This is a genomic window from Kitasatospora sp. NPDC002543 (assembly GCF_053594915.1).
Genome location: NZ_JBSFWR010000019.1, coordinates 65628 through 88084, shown reverse-complemented (window position 1 = coordinate 88084; position 22457 = coordinate 65628). Strand labels below are relative to the sequence as shown.

20 protein-coding genes and 1 tRNA gene are annotated in these 22457 nt (G+C 74.0%); 14 read left to right on the top strand and 7 right to left on the bottom strand.

Annotated elements, in window-relative coordinates:
* The first annotated feature begins 114 nt into the window (after positions 1-114).
* Entirely contained in the window at positions 115-351 is a 237-nt protein-coding gene (locus tag ACWD4P_RS11570; RefSeq protein ID WP_449779434.1) for a hypothetical protein, read from the top strand.
* A gap of 38 nt (positions 352-389) precedes the next feature.
* Here ACWD4P_RS11570 and mscL read toward each other — a convergent pair whose 3' ends face one another.
* The 4 genes from mscL to ACWD4P_RS11550 form a co-directional block, all read right to left on the bottom strand.
* Complete coding sequence (gene mscL, locus ACWD4P_RS11565; protein WP_359828530.1) at positions 390-809, bottom strand: large conductance mechanosensitive channel protein MscL; 420 nt, start codon at positions 807-809, stop codon at positions 390-392.
* A 645-nt stretch (positions 810-1454) separates the two neighbouring features.
* Complete coding sequence (locus tag ACWD4P_RS11560) at positions 1455-1763, bottom strand: FmdB family zinc ribbon protein (protein WP_359828528.1); 309 nt, start codon at positions 1761-1763, stop codon at positions 1455-1457.
* Between the two features lie 126 nt (positions 1764-1889).
* Positions 1890-3281 (bottom strand): MFS transporter, encoded by a 1392-nt coding sequence (locus tag ACWD4P_RS11555; protein ID WP_449779433.1) that lies wholly within the window; start codon positions 3279-3281, stop codon positions 1890-1892.
* 311 nt (positions 3282-3592) lie between these two features.
* Positions 3593-5077 (bottom strand): potassium/proton antiporter, encoded by a 1485-nt coding sequence (locus ACWD4P_RS11550; protein ID WP_449779432.1) that lies wholly within the window; start codon positions 5075-5077, stop codon positions 3593-3595.
* Positions 5078-5317: 240 nt separating this feature from the next.
* Between ACWD4P_RS11550 and ACWD4P_RS11545 the strand changes: the two genes are divergently transcribed.
* Complete coding sequence (locus tag ACWD4P_RS11545; RefSeq protein WP_449779431.1) at positions 5318-8035, top strand: penicillin acylase family protein; 2718 nt, start codon at positions 5318-5320, stop codon at positions 8033-8035.
* A gap of 98 nt (positions 8036-8133) precedes the next feature.
* Here the strand turns inward: ACWD4P_RS11545 and ACWD4P_RS11540 are convergent, their stop codons facing one another.
* Positions 8134-8724 (bottom strand): 5-formyltetrahydrofolate cyclo-ligase, encoded by a 591-nt coding sequence (locus tag ACWD4P_RS11540; RefSeq protein WP_359829303.1) that lies wholly within the window; start codon positions 8722-8724, stop codon positions 8134-8136.
* Between the two features lie 63 nt (positions 8725-8787).
* Here ACWD4P_RS11540 and ACWD4P_RS11535 point away from each other — a divergent pair, with 63 nt between their 5' ends.
* From ACWD4P_RS11535 to ACWD4P_RS11490, 10 genes are all read left to right on the top strand, one after another.
* Positions 8788-9750, top strand: a complete 963-nt coding sequence (locus tag ACWD4P_RS11535) for a GGDEF domain-containing protein (RefSeq protein ID WP_449779430.1) — start codon at positions 8788-8790, stop codon at positions 9748-9750.
* 9 nt (positions 9751-9759) lie between these two features.
* Positions 9760-10680: a UTP--glucose-1-phosphate uridylyltransferase GalU gene (gene galU / locus ACWD4P_RS11530; RefSeq protein WP_359829301.1), complete on the top strand. Its 921-nt coding sequence runs from the start codon at positions 9760-9762 to the stop codon at positions 10678-10680.
* Positions 10681-10714: 34 nt separating this feature from the next.
* Positions 10715-12052, top strand: coding sequence for a molybdotransferase-like divisome protein Glp (gene glp, locus ACWD4P_RS11525; RefSeq protein ID WP_359829300.1), 1338 nt, complete (start codon positions 10715-10717; stop codon positions 12050-12052).
* Positions 12053-12179: 127 nt separating this feature from the next.
* The gene (gene moaC, locus ACWD4P_RS11520) at positions 12180-12620 is read left to right on the top strand and encodes a cyclic pyranopterin monophosphate synthase MoaC (RefSeq protein ID WP_380635337.1); all 441 of its coding nucleotides are present in this window, start codon (positions 12180-12182) and stop codon (positions 12618-12620) included.
* Positions 12617-13147 (top strand): MogA/MoaB family molybdenum cofactor biosynthesis protein, encoded by a 531-nt coding sequence (locus ACWD4P_RS11515; RefSeq protein ID WP_359829299.1) that lies wholly within the window; start codon positions 12617-12619, stop codon positions 13145-13147. Before moaC ends, ACWD4P_RS11515 begins: the two co-directional genes overlap by 4 nt.
* Positions 13144-13770 (top strand): GNAT family N-acetyltransferase, encoded by a 627-nt coding sequence (locus tag ACWD4P_RS11510; RefSeq protein WP_359829306.1) that lies wholly within the window; start codon positions 13144-13146, stop codon positions 13768-13770. The genes ACWD4P_RS11515 and ACWD4P_RS11510 overlap by 4 nt, the downstream gene beginning before the upstream one ends.
* 150 nt (positions 13771-13920) lie before the next feature.
* Positions 13921-14928 (top strand): divisome protein SepX/GlpR, encoded by a 1008-nt coding sequence (gene sepX / locus ACWD4P_RS11505; RefSeq protein WP_449779429.1) that lies wholly within the window; start codon positions 13921-13923, stop codon positions 14926-14928.
* An 82-nt stretch (positions 14929-15010) separates the two neighbouring features.
* Positions 15011-15084, top strand: a tRNA-Ala gene (locus ACWD4P_RS11500).
* Positions 15085-15435: 351 nt separating this feature from the next.
* Positions 15436-16638 carry a glycosyltransferase 87 family protein gene (locus tag ACWD4P_RS11495; protein WP_359824912.1) on the top strand — a complete coding sequence of 401 codons (1203 nt, stop codon included), beginning with the start codon at positions 15436-15438 and terminating at the stop codon, positions 16636-16638.
* A 43-nt stretch (positions 16639-16681) separates the two neighbouring features.
* Positions 16682-18301 (top strand): DUF2079 domain-containing protein, encoded by a 1620-nt coding sequence (locus tag ACWD4P_RS11490; protein ID WP_359824915.1) that lies wholly within the window; start codon positions 16682-16684, stop codon positions 18299-18301.
* Positions 18302-18398: 97 nt separating this feature from the next.
* Here the strand turns inward: ACWD4P_RS11490 and ACWD4P_RS11485 are convergent, their stop codons facing one another.
* Positions 18399-19271 (bottom strand): peptidase, encoded by an 873-nt coding sequence (locus ACWD4P_RS11485; protein WP_449779428.1) that lies wholly within the window; start codon positions 19269-19271, stop codon positions 18399-18401.
* Between the two features lie 2 nt (positions 19272-19273).
* Positions 19274-20602: a VWA domain-containing protein gene (locus ACWD4P_RS11480; RefSeq protein ID WP_359824919.1), complete on the bottom strand. Its 1329-nt coding sequence runs from the start codon at positions 20600-20602 to the stop codon at positions 19274-19276.
* 165 nt (positions 20603-20767) lie between these two features.
* Here ACWD4P_RS11480 and ACWD4P_RS11475 point away from each other — a divergent pair, with 165 nt between their 5' ends.
* Both ACWD4P_RS11475 and ACWD4P_RS11470 read left to right on the top strand, forming a co-directional pair.
* Complete coding sequence (locus tag ACWD4P_RS11475) at positions 20768-21619, top strand: ATP-binding cassette domain-containing protein (protein WP_449779427.1); 852 nt, start codon at positions 20768-20770, stop codon at positions 21617-21619.
* Positions 21616-22302 (top strand): ABC transporter, encoded by a 687-nt coding sequence (locus tag ACWD4P_RS11470; protein WP_449779426.1) that lies wholly within the window; start codon positions 21616-21618, stop codon positions 22300-22302. The genes ACWD4P_RS11475 and ACWD4P_RS11470 overlap by 4 nt, the downstream gene beginning before the upstream one ends.
* Positions 22303-22457 lie beyond the last annotated feature (155 nt).

The following is a 22457-nucleotide window of genomic DNA, read 5'->3' as shown; positions in this document are numbered from 1 at the left end:
TCGGCTCCGGCCGAGCCCTCACCCGGGCCCTGATGCGGAGCGCTCCGCGCCAGGGCCCGAGGCGTGCCACGGGCCTCTTAGGCTGGAAGGAAACGAGCGGACGGAGTGGACGGCGTGAGCGAGCAGGGACAGGAAGAGGGCCGGGAGAGGGCGCAGGAGCCGGACCGGGCGGCGGAGCCCCGGAAGGCCGCGGCGGACGCCAAGGCCCGGCTGGTCTTCCGGGATCCGCTGGACCAGCAGTCCGGTGACGACACCGACGCCGGCTGGGGCGGACGCCCCGGGGCGGGGGAGAGCGGTGGGCGGGGGCTGGACTGGTACCTGAGTCAGCGCCCGCCGCACCACGGGGGCTGAGAGACGGGGCAGGGAGGGGGACGAGCGGCGCCCACCGGTCAGCGCAGCGGCGTGACCAGCGCGTCGCGGATCTCGGTCAGCAGTTGGACCTCCTTGGCCTCGGCCTCCGCCGCCTTCTCGGCGGCGGTCTTGCGGTGGGCCGCCATCCTGTTCATGGGCACGATCAGGGCGAAGTAGACGACCGCCGCGGTGATCAGGAACTGGAGCGCGGCGCTGAGCACCGATCCCCACAGGATGAGGATTCCGGACGTGACCTCACCGGTCGGGCCGACCTCGCAGGGCCCCTTGAGGCAGGAACTGTAGGACGCGAGGTCCTTCGTCCCGAATACGCCGACGATCGGATTGATCACGCCTTTGACGAAGGCGTTGACGATGGTGGTGAAGGCCGCGCCGATGACCACGGCCACGGCGAGTTCGACGACATTTCCGCGCAGCAGGAATTCCTTGAAGCCTTTCATGCCGCCTCGAACGACGAAGTCGCCTTCCGGTTACGGGTGATCTTCCGGAGCTCCGGACTGACAACCCGTCCGGCCCAACGCGCCGTCCTGGGGCGGCGGCAGACCCGCCCGCGAGGGCCCCAGCGCCAGTGCGGCCGCCACCGCGAGCAGCACCAGGAGGGGCACCCCGGCCCGCCGTCGCACCGCACTGCGCCAGCGGTGCCACCCGCCGCACCCGCGCCGGATCGGCGGGAAGCTCGGCAGCTCCTGCCGGGGCGGTACGGCGGGCGCGGGCAGTGGCAGTGGCAGGGGCAGGGAGAAGCTCGTGGCCGTCATCGGCGCACCTCCGGACTGTCGGCGGGCCGGCCCCTCGCGGACCGGATGCCCACACGATGGGCGTTTCCGCCGGACTCCGGAAGCCCTTTCCCCAGGGCTGTGGAAAACCCCGCCCCTGTGGACAACTTCGTACACTCGCGCCGGTGAACCGGGGCTGCCCAGGTTGACGGGACGCCCCTGAATCCGCGCTCGCTGCCCCCGAAACGGGCGTTCCGCGCACGCCGCACCCGCCCCGGACGCGCGGAAAGGCCCGCCGCCCCCGCGTGGATGCGGGGCCGACGGGCCTCTCCCAGGTCTACGGGCCGTCCGGGCCGGTGCCCGGCGCCGAGATCAGCTCGCGGCCGGAGCCGGGCTGGACGAGGTCGAGGAGCCGGAGCTCGACGACGTCGAGGAGGTCGTGGACGTGCTGGTCGACGTCGAGGGGGTCGACGAGGACCCGGCGCCCACCGAGCTGCTGGAGGACGAACGGCTGTCGGTCCGGTAGAAGCCGGAGCCCTTGAACACGACGCCCACGGCCGAGAAGACCTTGCGGAGCCGTCCCTGGCAGTCGGGGCACGTGGTCAGCGCCTCGTCGGTGAACTTCTGCACCGCCTCCAGGCCGTTGCCGCACTCGGTGCACTGGTACTGGTACGTGGGCACTTGTCTTCCTCCTGGCACTCTCGCGTGATGAGTGCTAACGATGGTCAATGATGCGGCATTCCGCGGGATCAGTCCAGCGACTCGGGTGTGAGATGGGCCGGACCGGCCCTCGGACCGCCGCGCCGCTCAGCCCTCGGCCGCGCCCACCAGCCGTCCGGCGCCGCCGAGTCCCGAGGAACCGGCACCCGCGTCGGTGCCCGAGTCGGCACCCGGACCGCCCGCGGAAGCGGCGCCCGCCCCGGCGCTCCCCGGCGCCACCAGCAGGTGCCGCAGCGAGACCAGCGCCACCAGTCCCAGCCCGGCCCCGGCCACCGGCACGAGGAAGCCGGTCGAGGGCCCGTGCCCGTCGATCAGCCGGCCCGCGGCCATCGAGCCGACCGCCAGCCCCAGCCCGATCGCGCCGGTCAGCCAGGTGAAGGCCTCCGTCTTGGCGCCGTCCGCGACCAGCGTCTCGACCAGGGTGTAGCCGCTGATCAGGGTCGGCGCGATGGCCAGTCCGCAGACCAGCCCGGCGGCGGTCAGCGCGACCAGGTCGGGCATCGCCCACAGCACCGAGCAGCCCAGCACCAGCAGCGCGTAGCTGATGAGCATCCGCTGCTGCACCGGCCGCCGCCAGGCGATCACGCCGTACAGCACGCCGGCCAGCATCGAGCCGCCGGCGAAGATCCCGTACACGGTGCCGCCGGCGTCGTGCCGCCCGACCGAGTCGGCGAAGGCGTTCACCGAGACCTGCATGCCGCCGAACACCGCGCCGACCCCGAGGAAGGCGCCGGCGAGCAGCCGGACGCCGGGGGAGGCGAGCGCCGAGGCGCGCTTGACGCCGGGTTCCGGGACGATCCGGGCGGGGGCGGTGCCCCGCTGCGCGGCGAAGGCCAGGCCGCCGACGAGGGTCAGCGAGGCCTCGGCGACCAGGGCGGTGGCCGGGTTGGCGAGGGCGGCGATGCCGGAGGCCAGGATCGGGCCGATCACGAAGGTGAACTCGTCCGTCACGGACTCGAAGGCGAAGGCGGTGCTCACCCGGGCCGCGGAGGCGTCGGAGGGGCCGTCCGCGGTGAACCTGGCGACCCACCGGGCCCGGACCATCGCGCCGACCTGCGGCACGCTCGCCCCGGCCGGGACGGCGGCCAGGAACAGGCTCCAGGCGGGGGCGTGGCCGAGTGCGAGCGCGGTCAGCGCGCCGACCGAGGCCGCGTGCACCAGGACGGTCGGCACGAGCACCGCGGACTGGCCGTAGCGGTCCGCGAGCCGCCCGGTCTGCGGCCCGATCAGGGCCTGGGCGACGGCGGCGACCGCGGTGACCGTACCGGCGGTGCCGTACGAGCCGTGGGTCTGGGTGACGAGCAGCAGGATGCCCATGCTGAGCATCGCGTACGGCAGTCGTGCGACCAGTGCGGGGGCCAGGAACGTCCAGGCCCCGGGCGTGCGCAGCAGCTCGCCGTACCCGACGCGGGCGGGGGCCGGAGCTGCGGGGGTGGCCGCGGGGTCCGCGGCGGTGTCGACCGTTCGGCGCGCCGTCACGGTCGGTCCTTCCTGCTGCCTGGTAGCGCGGCAGGGCACGGTGGAGCCCCGACGGCGCCGAGAGTCGTCCTCTCGCGCGTCGACCGGGGTAGATACCGGGTCGGTCCGGCCTGGTGGCCGGGGGCCGGACCGCGGCCGCCGAGCGGTCGCGCCAACTCTGCGTCAGGCAGATGCTGGGGGTGGTCTAGCTGTGGTCATACGGCGTGGTCGAACCATCATACAGTTACGCGCGTAGACGGCGCCAGCCCCCACGGCCGGACCGGAGCCCTCCCCGGCCCGCAGGGCAGGGGAGGACCGGCCGGGGCCCGGGCTCACCGCCCGTTGAGCCACCCCGCGAGCTTGCCGCCCTTGTCCACGGCCCGCAGCCGCCGCTCCGCCGCCTCGCCGACCTCGTCCGTCGTCACCACCAGCAGCTCGTCCCCGCCGCGCAGCACCGTCGCCTTGTCCGGCACGAAGGAGTTCCCCTCGCGCACGACCAGGGTGACGGCCGCCCCCTTGGGCAGCCGCAGTTCGCTGATCTCGACGCCCGACATCCTGGAGGCGGGGGAGAGCGCGACCGACAGCAGGTGTCCGTGCAGCTTCTCCAGCGGGGCGGACTCGATGCCCAGGTCCTGGCCCATGTCGCCCTCGTCGATCTTCAACCGCTTGGCGACCCAGGGGAGGGTCGGCCCCTGGAGCAGGGTGAAGACGACGACCAGGATGAAGACGATGTTGAAGACGTCCTCGGCCCGGTGCGCGCCGGAGACCACGGGGATGGTGGCCAGCACGATGGGCACCGCCCCGCGCAGCCCGGCCCAGCTCAGCAGCGCCTGCTCGCGGGCGGGCACCTTGAAGGGGGTCAGCGAGAGCAGCACCGACAGCGGCCGGGCCAGGAACACCAGCACCGCGCCGATCACCAGTGCGGGCACCACCGCGTCGCCCATGGTCTCGGGCGTGACGAGCAGGCCGAGCAGGACGAACATGCCGATCTGCCCGATCCAGGCCAGCCCGTCGGCGAAGCCCCGGACGGCCGGGCCGTGCGGCAGCTTGGAGTTCCCGAGTATCACCGCGCTGACGTAGACGGCGAGGAATCCGGAGCCGTGCAGCAGCGCGCCGCCGGCGTAGGCGAGGACGGTGAGCGCCATCACGGCGATCGGGTAGAGGCCGGAGGAAGGCAGCGCGACGTGCTTGAGCCCGTAGGCGCCTATCTTGCCGACGGCGAGGCCGATCGCGGCGCCGATCGCCAGCTCGGCGACGATCGTGCCGATCAGGACGTACCAGGAGTCCAGCTCGCCGGTGGTGGCGAAGGCGACGACCAGGATGACGACGGGCGCGTCGTTGAAGCCGGACTCGGCCTCCAGCAGGCCGGTGAGCCGGTGCGGCAGCGGGACCATCCGCAGGACGGAGAAGACGGCGGCCGCGTCGGTCGAGGAGACGATGGCGCCCAGCAGCAGCGAGGTGCGCCAGTCCAGGCCGACCAGCCAGTGGGCGCCGGCGGCGGTGGCGAAGACGCTGACGCCGACGCCGACGGTGGCGAGCACGGTCGCGGCCGGCATCACCGGCTTGATCTCGCGCCAGCTGGTCTTGAGGCCGCCCTCGGCGAGGATCACCACGAGCGCCGCGTAGCCGAGCACCTGGGTGAGTTCGGCGTTGTTGAACGTGACCCCGATCCCGTTCTGGCCCAGCGCCACACCGATCCCCAGATAGATCAGCAGGCTGGGCAGCCCTGATCGGGTCGAGAGTCGGACGGCACCCACCGCGAACAGCAGGATCACGGAGGACTCGAGCAGGAGCTGGTTCAGATGGGAGACGTTCACGCAGGGGCACCTCGGGCAGGCAGGGGCGGACGGGGTGTCTGGCGGTGCTGTGGGGCCGACGCGTTAAGAAGTCGTCAATACTCCCCTTGTGGATCGTTACGCAGTCTAACATTTTGCCATATCTTTAGCTTGGTCCCCCGTTCACGGTGCCCGGCCGACTCGGCCTAATGTGGTGCCCTGTCACGGCCGCAGGCCCTGGACACGCCCGCCCGCCCCGAAGTCAGGACCGCAAGGACCCAGATGCCCCGCTCGAAGAAGTTCCGGCGCGCCCGTCTGATCGTGATCGTGCTGGTCGTGCTGCTGGTGGCCGGTACCGGCTACGGCGGCTACCGCGGGGTCTCCGCGGTCCGCGCCTCCTTCCCGGAGGTCGACGGCAGCGTCAAGGTCGCGGGGCTGAGCGCGCCCGTCGACGTCAAGCGGGACGCCAACGGCATCCCGCAGCTGTACGCCGACACCGACGAGGACCTGTTCCGTGCCCAGGGCTACGTCCAGGCGCAGGACCGCTTCTGGGAGATGGACGTCCGCCGGCACATCACCGCCGGCCGGCTCTCCGAGATGTTCGGCGACAGCCAGGTCGACACCGACGCCTTCATCCGCACCATGGGCTGGCGGCAGGTGGCGCAGAAGGAGTTCGACACCAAGCTGTCGCCGGAGACCAAGAAGTACCTCCAGGCCTACGCGGACGGCGTGAACGCCTGGCTCGCCGAGCACCCCGGCGGCGCGAAGGCCTCGCTGGAGTACGGCCTGCTCGGCGTGGTCAACGGCGGCTACCAGCCCGAGCAGTGGTCCCCGGTGGACTCGGTGGCCTGGCTCAAGGCGATGGCCTGGAACCTCTCCGGGAACCTCCAGGAGGAGATCGACCGCTCGCTGCTGGCCCAGGACTTCGGCCCGGACAAGATCGCCGAGCTGTACCCGGACTACCCGTACGCGCGCAACGGCACCATCGTGAAGGCCGGCACCGTGGCCGGCGACAACTACCGCCCCGCCGACGGCTCCCCGCAGTCCGGCGCCGCCCCCGGGGCGGCCACCACCCAGGGCGCGGCCACCACCAAGGCGATGCTGCAGGGCCTGACCGACCGGATCGACGCGATGCCGCAGCTGCTCGGCCGCCCCGGCCAGGGCATCGGGTCCAACTCCTGGGTGGTCGCCGGCTCGCACACCACCACCGGCAAGCCGCTGCTGGCCAACGACCCGCACCTCGGCCCCGGCCTGCCCTCGGTCTGGTACCAGATGGGCCTGCACTGCCGGACCAACTCCCCGGCCTGCCAGTACGACGTCTCCGGCTTCACCTTCGCGGGCATGCCCGGCGTGGTCATCGGCCACAACAAGGACATCGCCTGGGGCTTCACCAACCTCGGCGCCGACGTCACCGACCTCTACCTGGAGAAGGTCACCGGCCCGGAGACCTACCAGGTCGACGGCAAGGACGTGAAGTTCGACCTGCGCAAGGAGACCATCAAGGTCGCCGGCGGGGAGGACCGCACCATCACCGTCCGCACCACCCAGACCGGCGCCCCGCTGATCTCCGACCAGAGCACCGAGCAGCAGAACGTCGGCAAGTACGCCCCCAACGGCACCTCCGCCCCGGACCGCGGCACCGGCGGCTACGGCGTCGCCCTGCAGTGGACGGCGCTCAGCCCCGGCAAGACCATGGACGCCGTCTTCGAGCTGGACAAGGCGAAGAACTGGGACGAGTTCCGCGCCGCCGCCAAGGACTTCACCGTCCCCGCGCAGAACCTGATCTACGCCGACGCCAAGAACATCGGCTACCAGGCCCCGGGCACCATCCCGGTCCGCGGCAAGGGCGACGGCAGCCTCCCGGCGCCGGGCTGGGACTCCGCGTACCAGTGGAAGGACCCGATCCCCTTCACCGCGCTGCCCTGGAGCCTCAACCCCTCGGCCGGGTACATCGTCACCGCCAACCAGGCCGTGGTGGACCCGAGCTACAAGTACAGCCTGACCAAGGACTGGGAGTACGGCACCCGCGCCAAGGAGATCACCGACCAGATCGAGGGCCTGCTCAAGAACAACGGCAAGATCTCGCCGGACGACATGCAGACCCTCCAGCTGGACAACACCAGCGTGATGGCCAAGACGCTGGTCCCGCTGCTGCTCAAGCAGCCGATCAGCGACCCGTACGTGCGCGAGGCCCAGGACCTGCTGAAGGACTGGAACTTCCACCAGGACGCCGACTCCGCGGCCGCCGCCTACTACAACGGCGTCTGGCGCCAGCTGCTGATCCTCGCCTTCGGCCAGAAGTTCCCGGCAGACCTGCGGGCCAAGGACAACTGCCTGCTGGTCCGCCAGCAGGACGACCCCACCAAGCCGGACAGCTCCACCAAGATCGTCACCGAGTGCGGCACCCGTGAGCCGGGCAAGGCCCAGCCGGACGGCGGCGACCGCTGGACCGAGGTGGTGCGCCAGCAGCTGGAGAAGCCCGACAGCTCCTGGTGGACGTACATCGACGACCAGCACAAGGAGCAGAAGGGCCTGGACAACCTGCTCCAGGAGGCGATGAAGAACGCCCGCCAGGAACTGACCTCGCTGCTCAGCAAGGACGTCTCCACCTGGAGCTGGGGCCGCCTGCACAAGCTGGAGCTGCGCGAGCAGACCCTCGGCACCGACAACTCCTCGATCGCCTCCGGCGCGGTGCACAAGCTGCTCAACCGCGGCCCGTACCGGCTCTCCGGCGGCTCGGCGGCGGTCGACGCGGCCGGCTGGAACGCGGCGGCCGGCTACCAGGTCGACTGGATCCCGTCGATGCGCATGGTGGTCGACCTCAACGACCTCGACTCCTCGCGCTGGGTCAACGTCGGCGGCGCCTCCGGCCACGCCTTCCACGACAACTACAACGACCAGACCGACCTCTGGCTCAAGGGCAAGCTGCTGACCTGGGCCTACTCGCCCGACGCGGTCGAGAAGGCCACCAAGCACAAGCTGGTGCTCACCACCGGCTGACGCCCGTACGGCCCGGCGGCCCCGTTCCCCCCCAGGGGAGCGGGGCCGCCGCCGTTCCGGGGCACGGGGCAGCGGCGCTCCCCGGCCGAGCCGGCTCCTCAGCCGAGCCGGCGCACCCCCGAGGGCAGGACCGCCAGGTCCACCGGCCGGTCGTGCGGCTCGGCCGGCACCCCCTCCAGCAGCTCGTGCTCGTACAGCAGCACCGCCAGCACCGGCCGGGCACCGGAGCGGGCCAGCCGGGCCAGCACCCGGTCGTAGCTGCCGCCGCCCCGCCCCAGCCGCAGCCCGGAGCGGTCCACCGCCAGGCCCGGCAGCAGCACCACCGAGGCCTCCGTCACCGCCTGCGGCCCGAGCCGCGGGCCGACCGGCTCCAGCAGCCCGCGCCCGGCCGGGGCCAGCGCCTCGGGCCCCGCGTACGCGGCCCAGTCCAGGTCGTTGTCCGGCAGCAGCACCGGCAGCAGCACCCGCACCCCGCGCGCCCGCAGCGCGTCCAGCAGCGGCCGGGTCCCGGGCTCGGCGCCCACCGAGACGTACGCGGCCACCGTGGCCCCGGCGGCGGCCAGCTCCCCGGCGTGCCCGGCCAGGGCGTCGGCCGCCGCCGCGCGGTCCCCGGCGGCCAGTTCGCGCCGCCGAGCCAGCAGCCGTGTCCTCAGGCCGCTCTTCTCGTTGGGCATCCGATCCTCGTTCATCCGATCCTCCTGGCCTGCGCACCGTCGACGCGCAGAGCCTTCCACGCGAAGGGGCACCCCCCATTGACCACCCCGCTGCTGGTCCAGGCCCTGGCCGCACTGAGCGTCCCCGCACTGGCCGGCGCCACCGCCCTCGGACTGCGCGGACGGCGGGAGCGGGCCGGGGCCGCCGCCGGGGCGCAGCGGCTGCGCGGGCGGATCGCCGAACTGGAGGAGCGCTGCGCCGACCTGGAGCGCACCGCCTCCTGCGACCCGCTCACCGGGGTGTGGAACTACCGCCACCTCCAGCTCACCCTGGACCGGGAGATCGAACGGGCCCGCCGCGCCGAGCACACCGGGCAGGCCGACGGCCCGCGTCCGCTCGCCGTGCTGATGCTGGCCATCACCGGCTTCGACGCGGTCGTCGCCGAGCACGGCCGGGGCCGGGCGGGCGCCGTCCTGCGCGACCTCGCCCAGCGGCTCGCGATGGAGATCCGCCGGGCCGACACCCTCGGCCGCTACGGCGGCGAGGAGTTCCTTGTGGTGCTGCCGGACACCGGCGCGGAGGGCGCCGCGCAGGTCGCCGAGCGGCTGGTCTGGTCGGTCCGCCGACACCTGCTGCTGGACTGGTCCTCCGGCCCGCGCGAGTCCCGCCCGGCCGGCGGCAACGGCCTGACCGCCGCCGCCGGCATCGCCGTGCTGCCCGAGGACGGCGCCCACGCGGCCGTCCTGCTGCGCGCCGCCGACACCGCGCTCGCCGAGGCCCGGGCGGCCGGCGGCGACTGCTGGCGGCTCTCGGTCCGGTCCCCCGGGGAGCCCGGCCGGCCCCGCGCCGACCGCTCCGAACAGGCCGGTCGCCCGCCCGGTCACGGAGCGGAGCCCGAGCGTCACCGTTCGGAAAAGGCGGGTAGTCTGTCGGCCTGTGTCGGCCGGGACCACGTCTCCCGGCCGGTCGTGACCCATACGCCAGCCACCGTGGCCGGGCCCCGCGACGTGCTGTCCTGGCCGTCCGCCCGCGCTCGGCCGGGCGAAAACGTGCCTGAGTAAGGTAAACGCATGACGACGACCAACTCCCGAGTTCCGGTAACCAAGGCCGTGGTACCCGCGGCCGGACTGGGCACCCGCTTCCTCCCGGCGACCAAGGCCACCCCGAAGGAGATGCTCCCGGTCGTCGACAAGCCGGCGATCCAGTACGTCGTCGAGGAGGCCTCCGCCGCGGGCCTGTCCGACATACTGATGGTCACCGGCCGCAACAAGCGCGCGCTGGAGGACCACTTCGACCGCGCCTACGAGCTGGAGGAGCTGCTGGTCCGCAAGGGCGACGAGCAGCGCCTGGCCCGGGTCCGCGAGTCCGTCGAGCTGGCCAACATGCACTACGTCCGCCAGGGTGACCCGAAGGGCCTCGGCCACGCGGTGTCGGTCGCCGAGCAGCACGTCGCCGGCCAGCCCTTCGCCGTCCTGCTCGGCGACGACCTGATCGACCCGCGCGACCCGCTGCTCTCCCGGATGATCGAGGTGCAGCAGCAGCTCGGCGGCTCGGTCGTCGCCCTGATGGAGGTCGAGCCCTCCCAGATCCACCTCTACGGCTGCGCCGCCGTCAAGGCGAACGGCTTCGGCGAGGACGTCTTCCAGGTGACCGACCTGGTCGAGAAGCCCGAGCCCGGCGAGGCCCCGTCGAACTACGCCGTGATCGGCCGCTACGTCCTCGACCCGCTGGTCTTCGAGGTGCTGCGGGAGACCCCGCCCGGCCGCGGCGGCGAGATCCAGCTGACCGACGCCCTGCGCGAGCTGACCAACCGCGAGGCGGCGGACGGCGGCCAGGTGCACGGCGTGCTGTTCAAGGGCCGCCGCTACGACACCGGCGACCGGGCCGACTACCTGCGCGCTATCGTCCGTCTGGCCGCCGAACGCGAGGACCTGGGCCCGGAGTTCCGCTCCTGGCTGCGGGAGTTCGTCGGCTCCGAGATGCAGGCCTGACGCAGGACCGACCACGACAGAGAGCGAGCCGCCGATGACCGGGTCCACCGAGCACCGCACCACGCCCAGCGCCTGCTGCGACGCCGGAGCGGACCCGGCCCCGGCGGCCGCGCGGCTGTGGACGGTGGACGAGCACCTCGCCGACGTGCTGGCCGCGGTCGGCCCGCTGCCCGCGATCGAGCTCCAACTGCTCGACGCCCAGGGCTGCCGGCTCGACGAGGACGTGGTCGCCGACGGCGACCTGCCGTCCTTCGACAACAGCTCGATGGACGGCTACGCGGTCCGCACCGCCGACACCGACGGCGCCACCGACGCCTACCCGTCGGTGCTCTCGGTGGTGGGCGACATCGCCGCCGGCGCCGGTGAGCTGCCCCGGGTCGGCCCCGGCCAGGCCGCCCGGATCATGACCGGCGCCCCGCTGCCGCCCGGCGCCCAGGCCGTCGCCCCGGTCGAGTGGACGGACGGCGGCACCGGCACCGGGGTGGCCGCCGCCGCGATGACCGCGCCCGTCCCGGACGAGGAGGTGCGGGTCCTGCGCCCGGTCGCCGAGGGCGCGCACGTCCGCCGGCGCGGCAGCGACGTCGCTGCCGGCACCCGGGTGCTGGAGGCCGGCACCCGGCTGGGCCCCGCCCAGCTCGGCCTGCTCGCCGCGATCGGCCGGCCCACCGTGAAGGTCCGCCCGCGCCCCCGGGTCGTGGTGCTGTCCACCGGCAGCGAGCTGGTCCAGCCCGGCGAGCCGGTCGGCCCCGGGCAGATCTCCGACTCCAACAGCTTCACCCTCACCGCGGCCGCCCAGGACGCCGGCGCCATCGCCTACCGGGTCGGTGCCGTCCCGGACGACGCCGACCGGCTGCGTGCCGTCCTGGAGGACCAGCTCGGCCGGGCCGACCTGATCGTCACCAGCGGTGGGGTCAGCGTCGGCGCGTACGACGTGGTCAAGGAGGTCTTCGAGTCCTACGGCGGGGTCGACTTCCGGCGCCTGCGGATGCAGCCCGGCAAGCCGCAGGGCTTCGGCCGGATCGGCGGCGCGGCCGGGGTGCCGCTGCTGGCCCTGCCCGGCAACCCGGTGAGCGCCTACATCTCCTTCGAGCTCTTCGTCCGCCCGGTCATCCGCACCATGCTGGGGGCGGCCGAGGTGCACCGCCCGGTCGTCCGGGCGCTCTGCCCGGCGGAGCTGCGCTCCCCGGCCGGCCGGCGGCAGTTCCTGCGCGGCCGCTACTCGGCGTTCTACGGCACGGTCGAGCCGGTGGGCGGCGCCGGATCGCACCTGGTCGGCGCGCTGGCGCGGGCGAACTGCCTGATCACCGTCCCCGAGGAGACCACCCGCCTGCCCGCCGGCAGCGAGGTGGACGTGGTGTTGCTGGACTCCTGATCCGTTCGCCGGACCGGGGAACGGTACGGTAGCGCCGTATTCGACCTGCGCGCCCCTGGAGTTACCCGTGACGACACCTCCCCCCGGCGACCGCCTCACCCACGTCGACGACCAGGGCGCGGCCCGGATGGTCGACGTCTCCGAGAAGGCCACCACCGCGCGCACCGCGGTGGCGGCCGGCCGGGTGCGGGTCTCCCCGCAGGTGGTCGAGCTGCTGCGCGGCGAGGGCGTGCCCAAGGGCGACGCCCTCGCGGTGGCCCGGATCGCCGGCATCATGGGCGCCAAGAAGACCCCGGACCTGATCCCGCTCTGCCACCCGATCGCGGTCTCCGGCGTCAAGGTCGACCTCGCGGTCGCGGACGACGCCGTCGAGATCACCGCCACCGTGAGGACCGCCGACCGCACCGGCGTCGAGATGGAGGCGCTGACCGCCGTCGCGGTGGCCGGGCTGACCGTCGTCGACATGGTCAAGGCGGTGGACAAGGGCGCCACGATCGAGTCCGTCCGGGTGCTGAGCAAGACCGGCGGCAAGAGCGGCGACTGGTTCGCCCCGGAGGTGGACGCGTGACGCCCGCCGGGCGGGCGCTGGCCGTCACCGTCTCCAACCGGGCCTCGGCCGGGGTCTACGAGGACCGGGGCGGCCCGCTGCTGGTGGCCGGCCTGACCGCGATGGGCTTCACCGCCGACGGCCCCCGGGTCGTCCCGGACGGCGAGCCGGTGGAGGCCGTGCTGCGCGAGGCCGTCGCCGCCGGCTACGACGTGGTGCTGACCACCGGCGGCACCGGGATCTCGCCGACCGACCTCACCCCCGAGATGACGGCCCGGGTGATCGACCGTCACGTCCCGGGCATCGCCGAGGCCGTGCGCGCGTACGGCCGGGAGAAGGTGCCGACCTCGGCGCTCTCCCGCGGGCTCTCCGGGCTCGCCGGACGTACCCTGATCGTCAACCTGCCGGGCTCGACCGGCGGCGTCAGGGACGGCCTGGCCGTCCTGGAGCCGCTGCTCGCCCACGCCGTCGACCAGCTCGGCGGCGGGGACCACCCCCGGACCGACGCCCCGGCCCCCGGGGCTCCAGCATCCAGGAGCGGGCACTGAACGCCGGCTGGCCGGTAGAACTCCACGAGGGGGAGGTCGTGCTGCGCCCGATCCGGGCCCGCGACCAGCGCGAGTGGCAGGAGGTGAGCCGCCGCAACCGGGACTGGCTGCGCCGCTGGGAGGCCACCGTGCCGCCCGGCCCGGCGGGCCGGGCGGCCGGCCCCAGGCCGACCTACCGGCAGATGGTCCGCTTCCTGCGCGGCGAGGCCTCGGCCGGCCGGATGCTGCCCTTCGTCGTGCTCCACAAGGGGCAGCTGGTCGGCCAGTTGACCGTCGGCGGGATCACCTGGGGCTCGATGTGCTCGGCGAACATCGGGTACTGGGTGGACGAGGCGGTGGCCGGCCGGGGCATCATCCCGACCGCCGTGGCGCTTTCGGTGAACCACTGCTTCCGCACGCTCGGACTGCACCGGATCGAGGTCTGCATCCGCCCGGAGAACGGCCCGAGCCGCCGGGTGGTGGAAAAGCTCGGCTTCCGCTCGGAGGGAATCCGTCCGCGCTATCTCCACATCGACGGCGACTGGCGCGACCACCTCGTCTACGCGTTGACCGACGAGGAGGTCCCGGAGGGGATGCTGGAGCGCTGGCGGGCGCTCAGTTCCGGGCGCGGGGCAAGTAATTGAATGTATGTTCGAAAGAAATATCGATATGGCATCGAAGGCGCACCGGACCCGCACAAATAGCGGCAAAATAGTCGGAGAATCAGCTTGATCACACGACACGCCGCGCCAAATTGCTGCCAGGCCTTCCCCACCGCCCGTACGGTGTGAATCGTGAGCAGTAGCGGCCTTATCTACGCCGTCATCGTAGGGGCCTGGGCCGCCTATCTGGTGCCGATGTGGCTCCGCAGGCAGGACGAACTCAACGAGGCGCGCCCGACGGAACGCTTCAGCACCGCCATCCGCCTGCTGGCCGGGCGTTCGGCGCTGGAGCGGCGGGCGGCCCGGGCCCTGGGCGACGAACCGCGTGACGACGACAAGCAGAGCAGCGACGGCCCTCCCGAACGGGACGAGGCCGTCTCCGGCGACCCCGCGCGGGAGCCCGAACCCCCGGTGCGGCGCCCGGCGGAACGGCCGGTCCCCGAGCCGGCGCAGGCCGGCACCGAGCGCAGGGCGCGGCTGCTGGCCCGCCGGCGCCGGATGGTCACCGTCCTCTTCCTCTCCTTCGCGCTCGGCGCGGTGGTCGCCGCGGTGGCCGGACTGGCCTTCCTCTGGGTCCCGGCCGTCCCGGCGGTCCTCCTCACCCTGTACATCGGCCACCTGCGCAAGCTGGAGCGCCAGCGGTACGAGGTGAAGCTCGACCGGGTCCGGGCCGCCCAGGCCGCCGAGCAGCTGCGCAAGCGCGAGCAGCGGCGCGCCGCTGCCCCGGCGCCCGACAGTGCCCCGGCCGAGGCGCCCGCCGCCGAGGAGCCGGCCCCGGCCGCGCCCGTCGAGGGGCGGGCCGCCCGCCGCCCGCACCTGCGGCTGGCCGTCGACCCCGAGCAGGCGACCGTCTCGGTGCCCTCCGCCTCCGCGGTGGCCGAGGCGACCGAGCACGAGGAGTGGGTCGACGGCATGCGCGAGCGCGGCGCGGCCGGACCGGACTCCTGGGAGCCGGTGCCCGTCCCGCTGCCGACCTACGTGACCGCCCCGGTCGCCCCCAGGGTGTCCCGCGGCCTCGACCTGTCGGCCCCCGGCACCTGGACCGCCGGCCGCCCCGCGGAGTCCCGCAAGACCCCGCTGTTCGACCAGTACGCGGAGCCCCAGGCTCCCGAGTCGCGCCCGCGCGCGGCCAACGAATGACCAGGGCCACCCCCCGGCCGGGACCGCGATCCGGGGGGTGGTCACGGACCCCCTCCGAAAGGTGCTAGAGTTTCTTCTCGTTGGGGCTGTGGCGCAGTCCGGTAGCGCACCTCGTTCGCATCGAGGGGGTCAGGGGTTCGAATCCCCTCAGCTCCACCCAACGGACCGGCTCAGGCCGGTCGACGAAATCCCGCCGGGAGGCAACTCCCGGCGGGATTTCGCGTTTTGGCCGCCGGGGCCGCCGCCGGAGCCCCCCAAGGGGTGTTCGTGAGCGAGGTCACACCGTTCTCCTGAACCCGTTTCTGACGCGGTTTGGGCCTCAGGGGGGTCGGTTATGGTGGGTTGGCCCAGACGCTGACGAGGGAACGATCTGGTCTATCTCGACGAGGTGCCATCGCGGTGCGCGAGTTCGGTCTGAAACGGCGGGTGCGGCAGTCGGGCCCGGAACAGTCCGACGGCGCGGCGGAAACCGGAAGACCGAATTCCTGGACGTTCACGGCGGCCTGCGTGGCGGCGGTCTCCCTGGCACTCTTCGCCTGGTTCCGGCACACCCACGGGGCCACCATGGTCGACATGCTGGTCTACCGGGCCGAGGGCCAGGCCGTCGTCCGCGGCGAGGACCTCTACGCGATGCGGCTGCCCGGCTGGGACCTGCCGGCCACCTACCCGCCGTTCGCGGCGATGCTCTTCGTGCCGAGCACCTGGTTCGGCGTGAGCACCCTGCGCGTCCTGGTGATGCTCCTCAACTACGCGCTGCTCGCCGCGGCCGTGCACCTCTCGCTCAAGCTGGCCGGCTGGCCCAGGCAGCACCGCGCGGCCGTGGTGATCCTGGCGACCGGCGTCGGCGTCTGGCTGGAGCCGGTCTTCACCACCTTCCAGTACGGCCAGGTCAACCTCGGCATCCTCTGCCTGGTCCTGTGGGACCTGACCCGCCCGGACGGCAACCGCCTCAAGGGCGTGGGCATCGGCCTGGCGACCGCCATCAAGATCACCCCCGGCCTGTTCGCCGTCTACCTGTTCCTGACCGGCCGGGTCCGGGCCGCGCTGGTCTCGGCCGGCACCTTCCTGGCGGCGGGCCTGATCGGCTGGGCCGCCCTGCCGGAGGCCTCGTACGGGTTCTGGACGAACTACCTCTGGGACCCGAGCCGGGTCGGCGTGACCGTCCTGGTGGACAACCAGTCGCTGCGCGGGGCGGTCTGCCGGCTGCTCGACGTCAACGACCCCGGCACGGTCGGGCTCGTCGCCTCGGCCGTGGTCGCGGTGTTCGGGCTCGGCGTGGCGGTGCTGGCCGGGCGCTCGGCGAAGGTGCTGCGCCGGGCCGACGCCTGGGGCGCGGTCTGCGCCGCGCTCACCGCGCTGCTGGTCTCGCCGATCAGCTGGACCCACCACTGGGTCTGGTGCGTGCCGCTCCTCGCCCTGCTGGCGGTGGAGGCCCGGACCAGGGCCCGGCAGGTGCTGTTCGGCCTGACCCTGCTGGTGTTCCTCTCCCACGTCATGTGGACGGTGCCGCACCGGTGGGGCCGCGGGGTCGCCTGGTACTGGCAGCTGCCCGGCGCGATCTACCCGCCGATCGCGATCGCCGTCCTGGTCACCCTGGGCGTGCGGCTGTACCGCGCCCGGAGCCAGGCCGTCGCGGCCACCGGCGGCGGGACACGGGCCCTGTCCGCCGACCGGCCGGACCGCGACCCAGAGCTGACGAACCGGACCTGACGGACCGGACCCACGGACCCAGACCGGACGGACCAGACCTCACGTGACCACCCAGACCGCACCCCCGACGCCGACCGCCGCCGTGCCCGCCGCCCGCCGGCTGGCCGCCGCCGTCCTGCTCGGCCCGGCCCGTCGCACCGCGCTGCTCACCGCGCTCTGCTTCGCGGTGACCTGCGCCATCGGCCTGCAGGGCTGGACGTCCGTCTCGCTCGGCGGCTTCGACCTCGGGATCTTCGACCAGGGCGTGCGCGGCTACGCCCACTTCGGGCTGCCCGTCTCCACGCTGAAGAGCTTCCACCACGAGTTCCCGCCCGGCTTCTCGCTGCTGGGCGACCACTTCTCGCCGGTGCTGGCGCTGCTCGCGCCGCTGTACTGGATCTGGGACGACCCGCGCTCGTTGATCATCGGGCAGTCGCTGCTGTTCGCGGCCGGGGTGCCGCTGATCCGGCGGATCGCCGGGTACGCCTTCGCCGGCGCCGAGCCGCGCACCGCCCGGCGGGCCGCCGACCTGGCGGGCCTGGTCCACGCGCTCGGCTGGCCGCTGCTGGTCGCCGCCAGGGTGGGCTTCCACGAGGTCGCCTTCGCGGTCCCGCTGACCCTGCTGATGCTGGAGCGCGGGCTGGCCCGCCGGTACGGCACGGTGCTGCTGGCCGGCCTGCTGCTGTGCTGCACCAAGGAGGACCTCGGCCTGATGGTCGGGGCGTACGGCCTGGTGCTGCTGCTGCGCACCCGCCGCACCGGCGACCGGGCGGGCCGCCTCACCGGCCTCGGGCTGCTGCTGGGCGGCCCGGCCGCCTCGGCGCTGGCCATCGGCCTGCTCATCCCGGCGATGGGCGGGGAGCCCGGCTACTACTGGAACTACGCGGCGCTCGGCGCGGACGGCGGCGAGGCGCTGCGCAACCTGCTGCACGACCCGTTCCTGCTGGTCCGGACCGCCTTCGACCAGCCGCTCAAGCCGCTGCTGCTGCTGTGGCTGTTCGGCACCACGCTGCTGCTGCCGCTGCGCTCGGCCACCGTGCTGTGCGCGGTGCCGCTGCTGGCCGAGCGGATCCTCTCCAGCAATCCCAACCACTGGTCGATCGCCCGGCACTACGACTCGTTGCTGTGGCCGATCCTGCTCACCGCCGCGATCGAGGTGCTGGGCCGGCTGAGCGCCACCGGGCGGCCGGAGCGGAGCGTGCGGCGGGCCCGCCGGCTGGGCCTCGGCGCGGCCGGGATCGCGCTGGTGGCCGCGCTGCCGATCGGACTGCTGCCGTTGGCGGTGCCGTCCTCCTGGGCGCCCAGGACCAGCGAGGCGGCGCTGGTGCGGGCGGCCGCGCTGATCCCGGACGGGGCCTCCGTCGAGGCGGACAACCAGATCGCGCCGCGGCTGACCGCCCGGACGGACGTGGTGCTGGTCGACGACACGCCGCGCGGGCGCGAGTACGTGCTCATGCGGGGCGACAAGCGGTCCTTCCCGTTCAAGACGGACACGGAGCAGGCCGCGCGGATCCGGCTGCTGCTGGCGCACGGCTACCGGCAGCTGTGGGCCGAGGACGGGGTCGTGCTGCTGCACCGGGAGGGCGACGAGCCGGTCCCCGGCGAGCACGTGCCGGGGCCGGGCAGCGCGCCGTTCCAGGACGAGGTCCCGTCCGACGTGGGGCACAACCTGTTCCGCGGCTGAGCGCGGTGGACGCGGCCGTACGCGGCCGTACGCCACCGACCCGGGAACGCCGGAGGGCCGGCCGGAACGACGTCCGGCCGGCCCTCCGGGAGGTGCCTCAGGGGCGGTCCGAGCCCGCGTAGCTGCCGCTGTGCGGGGAGCCCTGGGGCGGGACGGCGCCGTAGCGGCCGGGCCGCTGCCCGTGCGGGTGCCGGGTCAGGTTGTAGCCGAGGATGCCGGCCAGGGCGGCCAGGAAGGCACCGCCGACCGTCCAGTACCAGCGGCTGTTCCAGCCGGAGAACCAGCCGGTGTACCAGTGCTCCTCCTGGGCCACCGGCGCGGCCGCCTTGGCCGTGCTCGCGCCGCCGCCGGCCGGCGGGACCAGCGGGGCCTTCAGCTCGCCGCCCTCCGGCTGGGCGTTGTCGGCGTCGCCCTTGGCGGCCACGTGCAGCCGGACCGAGGAGGCCAGGCCGAGGTCCGGCTGGGGGACGTCGCTGACGGACAGCCGCACGTAGTAGGTGCCGGGCAGCGGGTCGCCGGACCACGGCTCGGCCCAGGTGCGGACCTCGCGCAGGGTGCAGTCGAGCGTCAGGGTGGTGGCGCTCTGCTCGGCGGTGGCGTTCTGGGTGCCGGCGGTGCACGCCTGGCGGCGGCGCAGCCCGTCGAAGACCTCGACGGACCAGGTCTGCGGGCCGTGCCGGTCGGCCGAGGGGGCCAGGTTGACGGTCAGGCCGACCGTCGGGGTCTGGCCCTCGGAGGCGCCGAACGCCCAGTACAGGTAGTCACCGGTGGAGACGGCGACGTTGGCGTCCTGGCCGGGGGAGAGGTTGACCGCGGTCAGGAAGGAGGTCCCGGCCTTGGTCGCCGGGGCCGGGGTGCCGTTCGCGCTCGCCGAGGGGGACGGCGAGGCGGCCGAGGCGGCCGGGGCGCCCAGGGCCAGGGCGGGCAGCAGGGCGAGGGCGGCGAGGGCGCCGCGGATCGTCGTACGCATGGTCAGTTCTCCCGCCAGACGGAGATCCGCCAACGGGCGATCCAGCCGAAGAGCAGGCCGAAGACGAGGCCGGCCAGGGTGAGGGTGAGCAGCAGGATCCAGCCGCGGCCCAGGCCCATCGCGGCGCCCTCCGGGGCGGGCGAGGCGGTGGCCAGGTCGACGGTCAGCTCCACCGGCATGCCGGGGTCGGCCTGCACGCCGGCCTGCGGGGCCAGCGCGTTGCTGACGACCAGGCAGACGGTGGTCTCCGGCTTCTCCTTGGCGTCCTTGGTGGCCTTGGGGCTCGTGGCGACGTAGCCCTTGGAGTCGTCGGTGGACCAGCGCAGACCGGTGGAGACCACGTCGGTGCGACTGCTGCCGGCGTCGGTGCCGCGGACCAGCTCCTGGCCGGTCGCGCTGGTGGCCTGGAGCAGGACGCCGTAGTCCCGGGCCACCGGGCGGTCGAGGGCGACGCTGACCGAGGCGCGCAGTTCCTGGCCGGACTTGACCGGGACCTTGTAGACGCGGTGCTCGGAGAACTTCTCGCGGTCGGTGTAGACGCCCGGGGCGAGCACCGGGGCGTTCTCGCACTTGTCGGTGCCGGTGGTCTTGACCGGGGTCACCGTGTAGGTGTCGTTGGAGCGGTCGACCAGCTGCTTCACCTTGTCGGTGAGCTGCTCCTGGGTGCGGACGTCGGTGTAGGTGCCGCCGGTCGCGTTGGCGATGCAGAGCAGCTGCTGGCGGGTCTTGTCGTCGTGGGCCAGGCCCAGGGTGTCGACCACCAGGTGGATGCCCTGGGAGGCGAGCTCGCGGGCGACGTCACAGGGGTCGGGCGGGGTGCAGGTGTCCTCGCCGTCGGTGATCAGCACCACCCGGCGGGTGGTCTCGCCCTTGCCGAGGTCCTGGGCCGCGCCGCGCAGGGCCAGTCCGATCGGGGTGAACCCGGTGGGCCGCAGGGTGGCGACGGCGGTCTTGGCCTCGACCTTGTCGGTCTTGCCGACCGGGTAGAGCTGCCTGGTGTCCTGGCAGCCCTGGGCCTTGTCGTTGCCGGGGTAGGTCGCGCCCAGGGTGCGGATGCCGAACTCGGTCTCCGCGGGCAGCGCGTCGATCACCTCGTTCAGCGACTGCTGGGCCACCGCGATGCGGCTCTTGCCCTGGATGTCCGCCTCGCGCATGGAGCCGCTGACGTCCAGGACCAGGTCGACCCGGGGGGCCTCCTTGGTCGCGGGAGCGGCCCCGGCTGATGGTTCGTCGGCGTGGGCGGGCAGGCCGAGGAGCAGCGAGGCGCCCGTTATCGCCAAGGCCGCCAGCAGGCTGCCGAGCCTGGTCTGTGGTCGTCGTCCGGTAGTCACCCGGCCGATACTAGGGATCATCAGTTCGTCATGGCGAAACGAGTCCGGATCGTGCCTCAACCAGCTCCGGCGCGAACTCCGGCGCACGGATGAGGAATTCGCTCACACGGGCTTCACTCCCGGCTGGATAGCCTTCCGTGCACAACGGACCGGAGCGGGGGCGGGATGGAGCTGACGGCGGTCGGCAAGCGGTACGGGCGGCGGGAGCGGTGGATCCTGCGCGGGGTCGATCTGGCGGCGGGGCCGGGCGAGTTGGTGCGGATCGCCGGGCGGAACGGGAGCGGCAAGTCGACCCTGCTGCGGCTGGCCGCCGGGATCGAGCGGCCGAGCACGGGGCGGGTGACGCGGCCCGGTCCGGCGGCGTACGTGCCCGAGCGCTTCCCGCCGGCGCTGCCCTTCGACGCCGCCTCCTACCTGCTGCGGGTGGGCCGGGTGCACGGGCTGCCGGCGGAGCGGGCGCGGCGGCGGGCGGGGGAGCTGCTGGACCGCTTCGGTGTCGCGGACCGGGCGGGCACGCCGCTGAGCCGGCTGTCGAAGGGCACCTGCCAGAAGGTCGCCGTCGCCCAGGCGCTGCTCCCCGAGGCACGGGTGCTGCTGCTGGACGAGGCCTGGACCGGGCTGGACCCGGAGGCCCGGGCGGTGCTGGACGAGGCCGCCGCCGAGCGGGCGGCGGCGGGCGGCACGGTGCTGTTCGTCGACCACGACCCGGCCCGGCTGGCCGGGCTGACCAGCGCGGCGTACCGGGTCGACGCGGACGGCGGGCTGCGGCCCGTCGAGGAGGGGGTGCGGGAGCCGGTGCCGGACGGCCCGGTGATGGAGGTCGAGGTGGACGTCGAGGACGGTGCCCCGCTGCCGGCGCGGCTGCCGGGAGCGCCGGAGGCCGCCGCGCTGGCCGGGACGGCGGTGCGGCTGGTGGTGCCGGCCGCGCACTCGGACGCGCTGCTGCGCCGGCTGCTGCTGGGCCGCCCGGCCGTCCGGGTGCTGGCGGTGCGGCGGCGCGAGGAGGGGGAGCGGTGACGGCGCGGATCGGGGCGCTGACCCGGTACCACCTGGAGCTGCTGCTGCGCTCGCACGCCTGGCTGCCGCCGTTCCTGGCGTACGCGCTGTCGCTGGTGGTCGGGGTGGCGGCGGGCGACCCGCTGCTGGGCGGCCTCGGCTTCGGCGCGGGGGTGCTGTTGCCGGTGAGCGCCTGGTACGTGCGCAGCGTGCTGGCTGCGGAGCCGCCGGCCTCGCGGGCCTGCCTGGTGGCGGCGGCGGGCCCGGTCCGGGTCCATCTGGGGGCGCTGCTGGCGGCGCTGACGGTGTCGCTGGTGCTGGCGGCGGGTCAGGTGGCGGCGGTGTGGTGGACCAGCGGGCCGGTGGCGAACGCGGGGGCGCCGGGGGCCCCGGGGGCCGGGCCGGCGGTGGCGGCCGGGCTGGCGGCCTCGGCGGTCTGCGCGCTGCTGGGGGTGCTGGTCGGGGCGGTGTCGAACCGTCCGGTGCCGGTCCGGGCGCAGTACGGCGTCCCGACGGCCCTGCTGCTGGCCACGCTGCTGCTGGTGGTGCCGGCCTCGCCGGCCAACGCGGCGGTGCGCGGGCTGGTCTCGGCGGCCCGGACCGGTCGGATCGCGGTGCCCTGGGCGAGCCTGGCGGTGGCCGTCGTCCTGCTGGCCGGGGTCGGGGCGGGGGTGGCGTCGCTGGCCGGGCGGCGGCCGGAGTGAGCGGGGTCCCGGGTGATTCCGGCAATGGCGGACACACCGCAGCGAAGAACCGATAAACATGGATATTGCTCGTTAGGGTGACGAAACGGGACACGGGCGCCGCCGTACGGGCGTCCGGACCCGGCCGGCCTGTCCGACACCCTGGAAGGACCCCG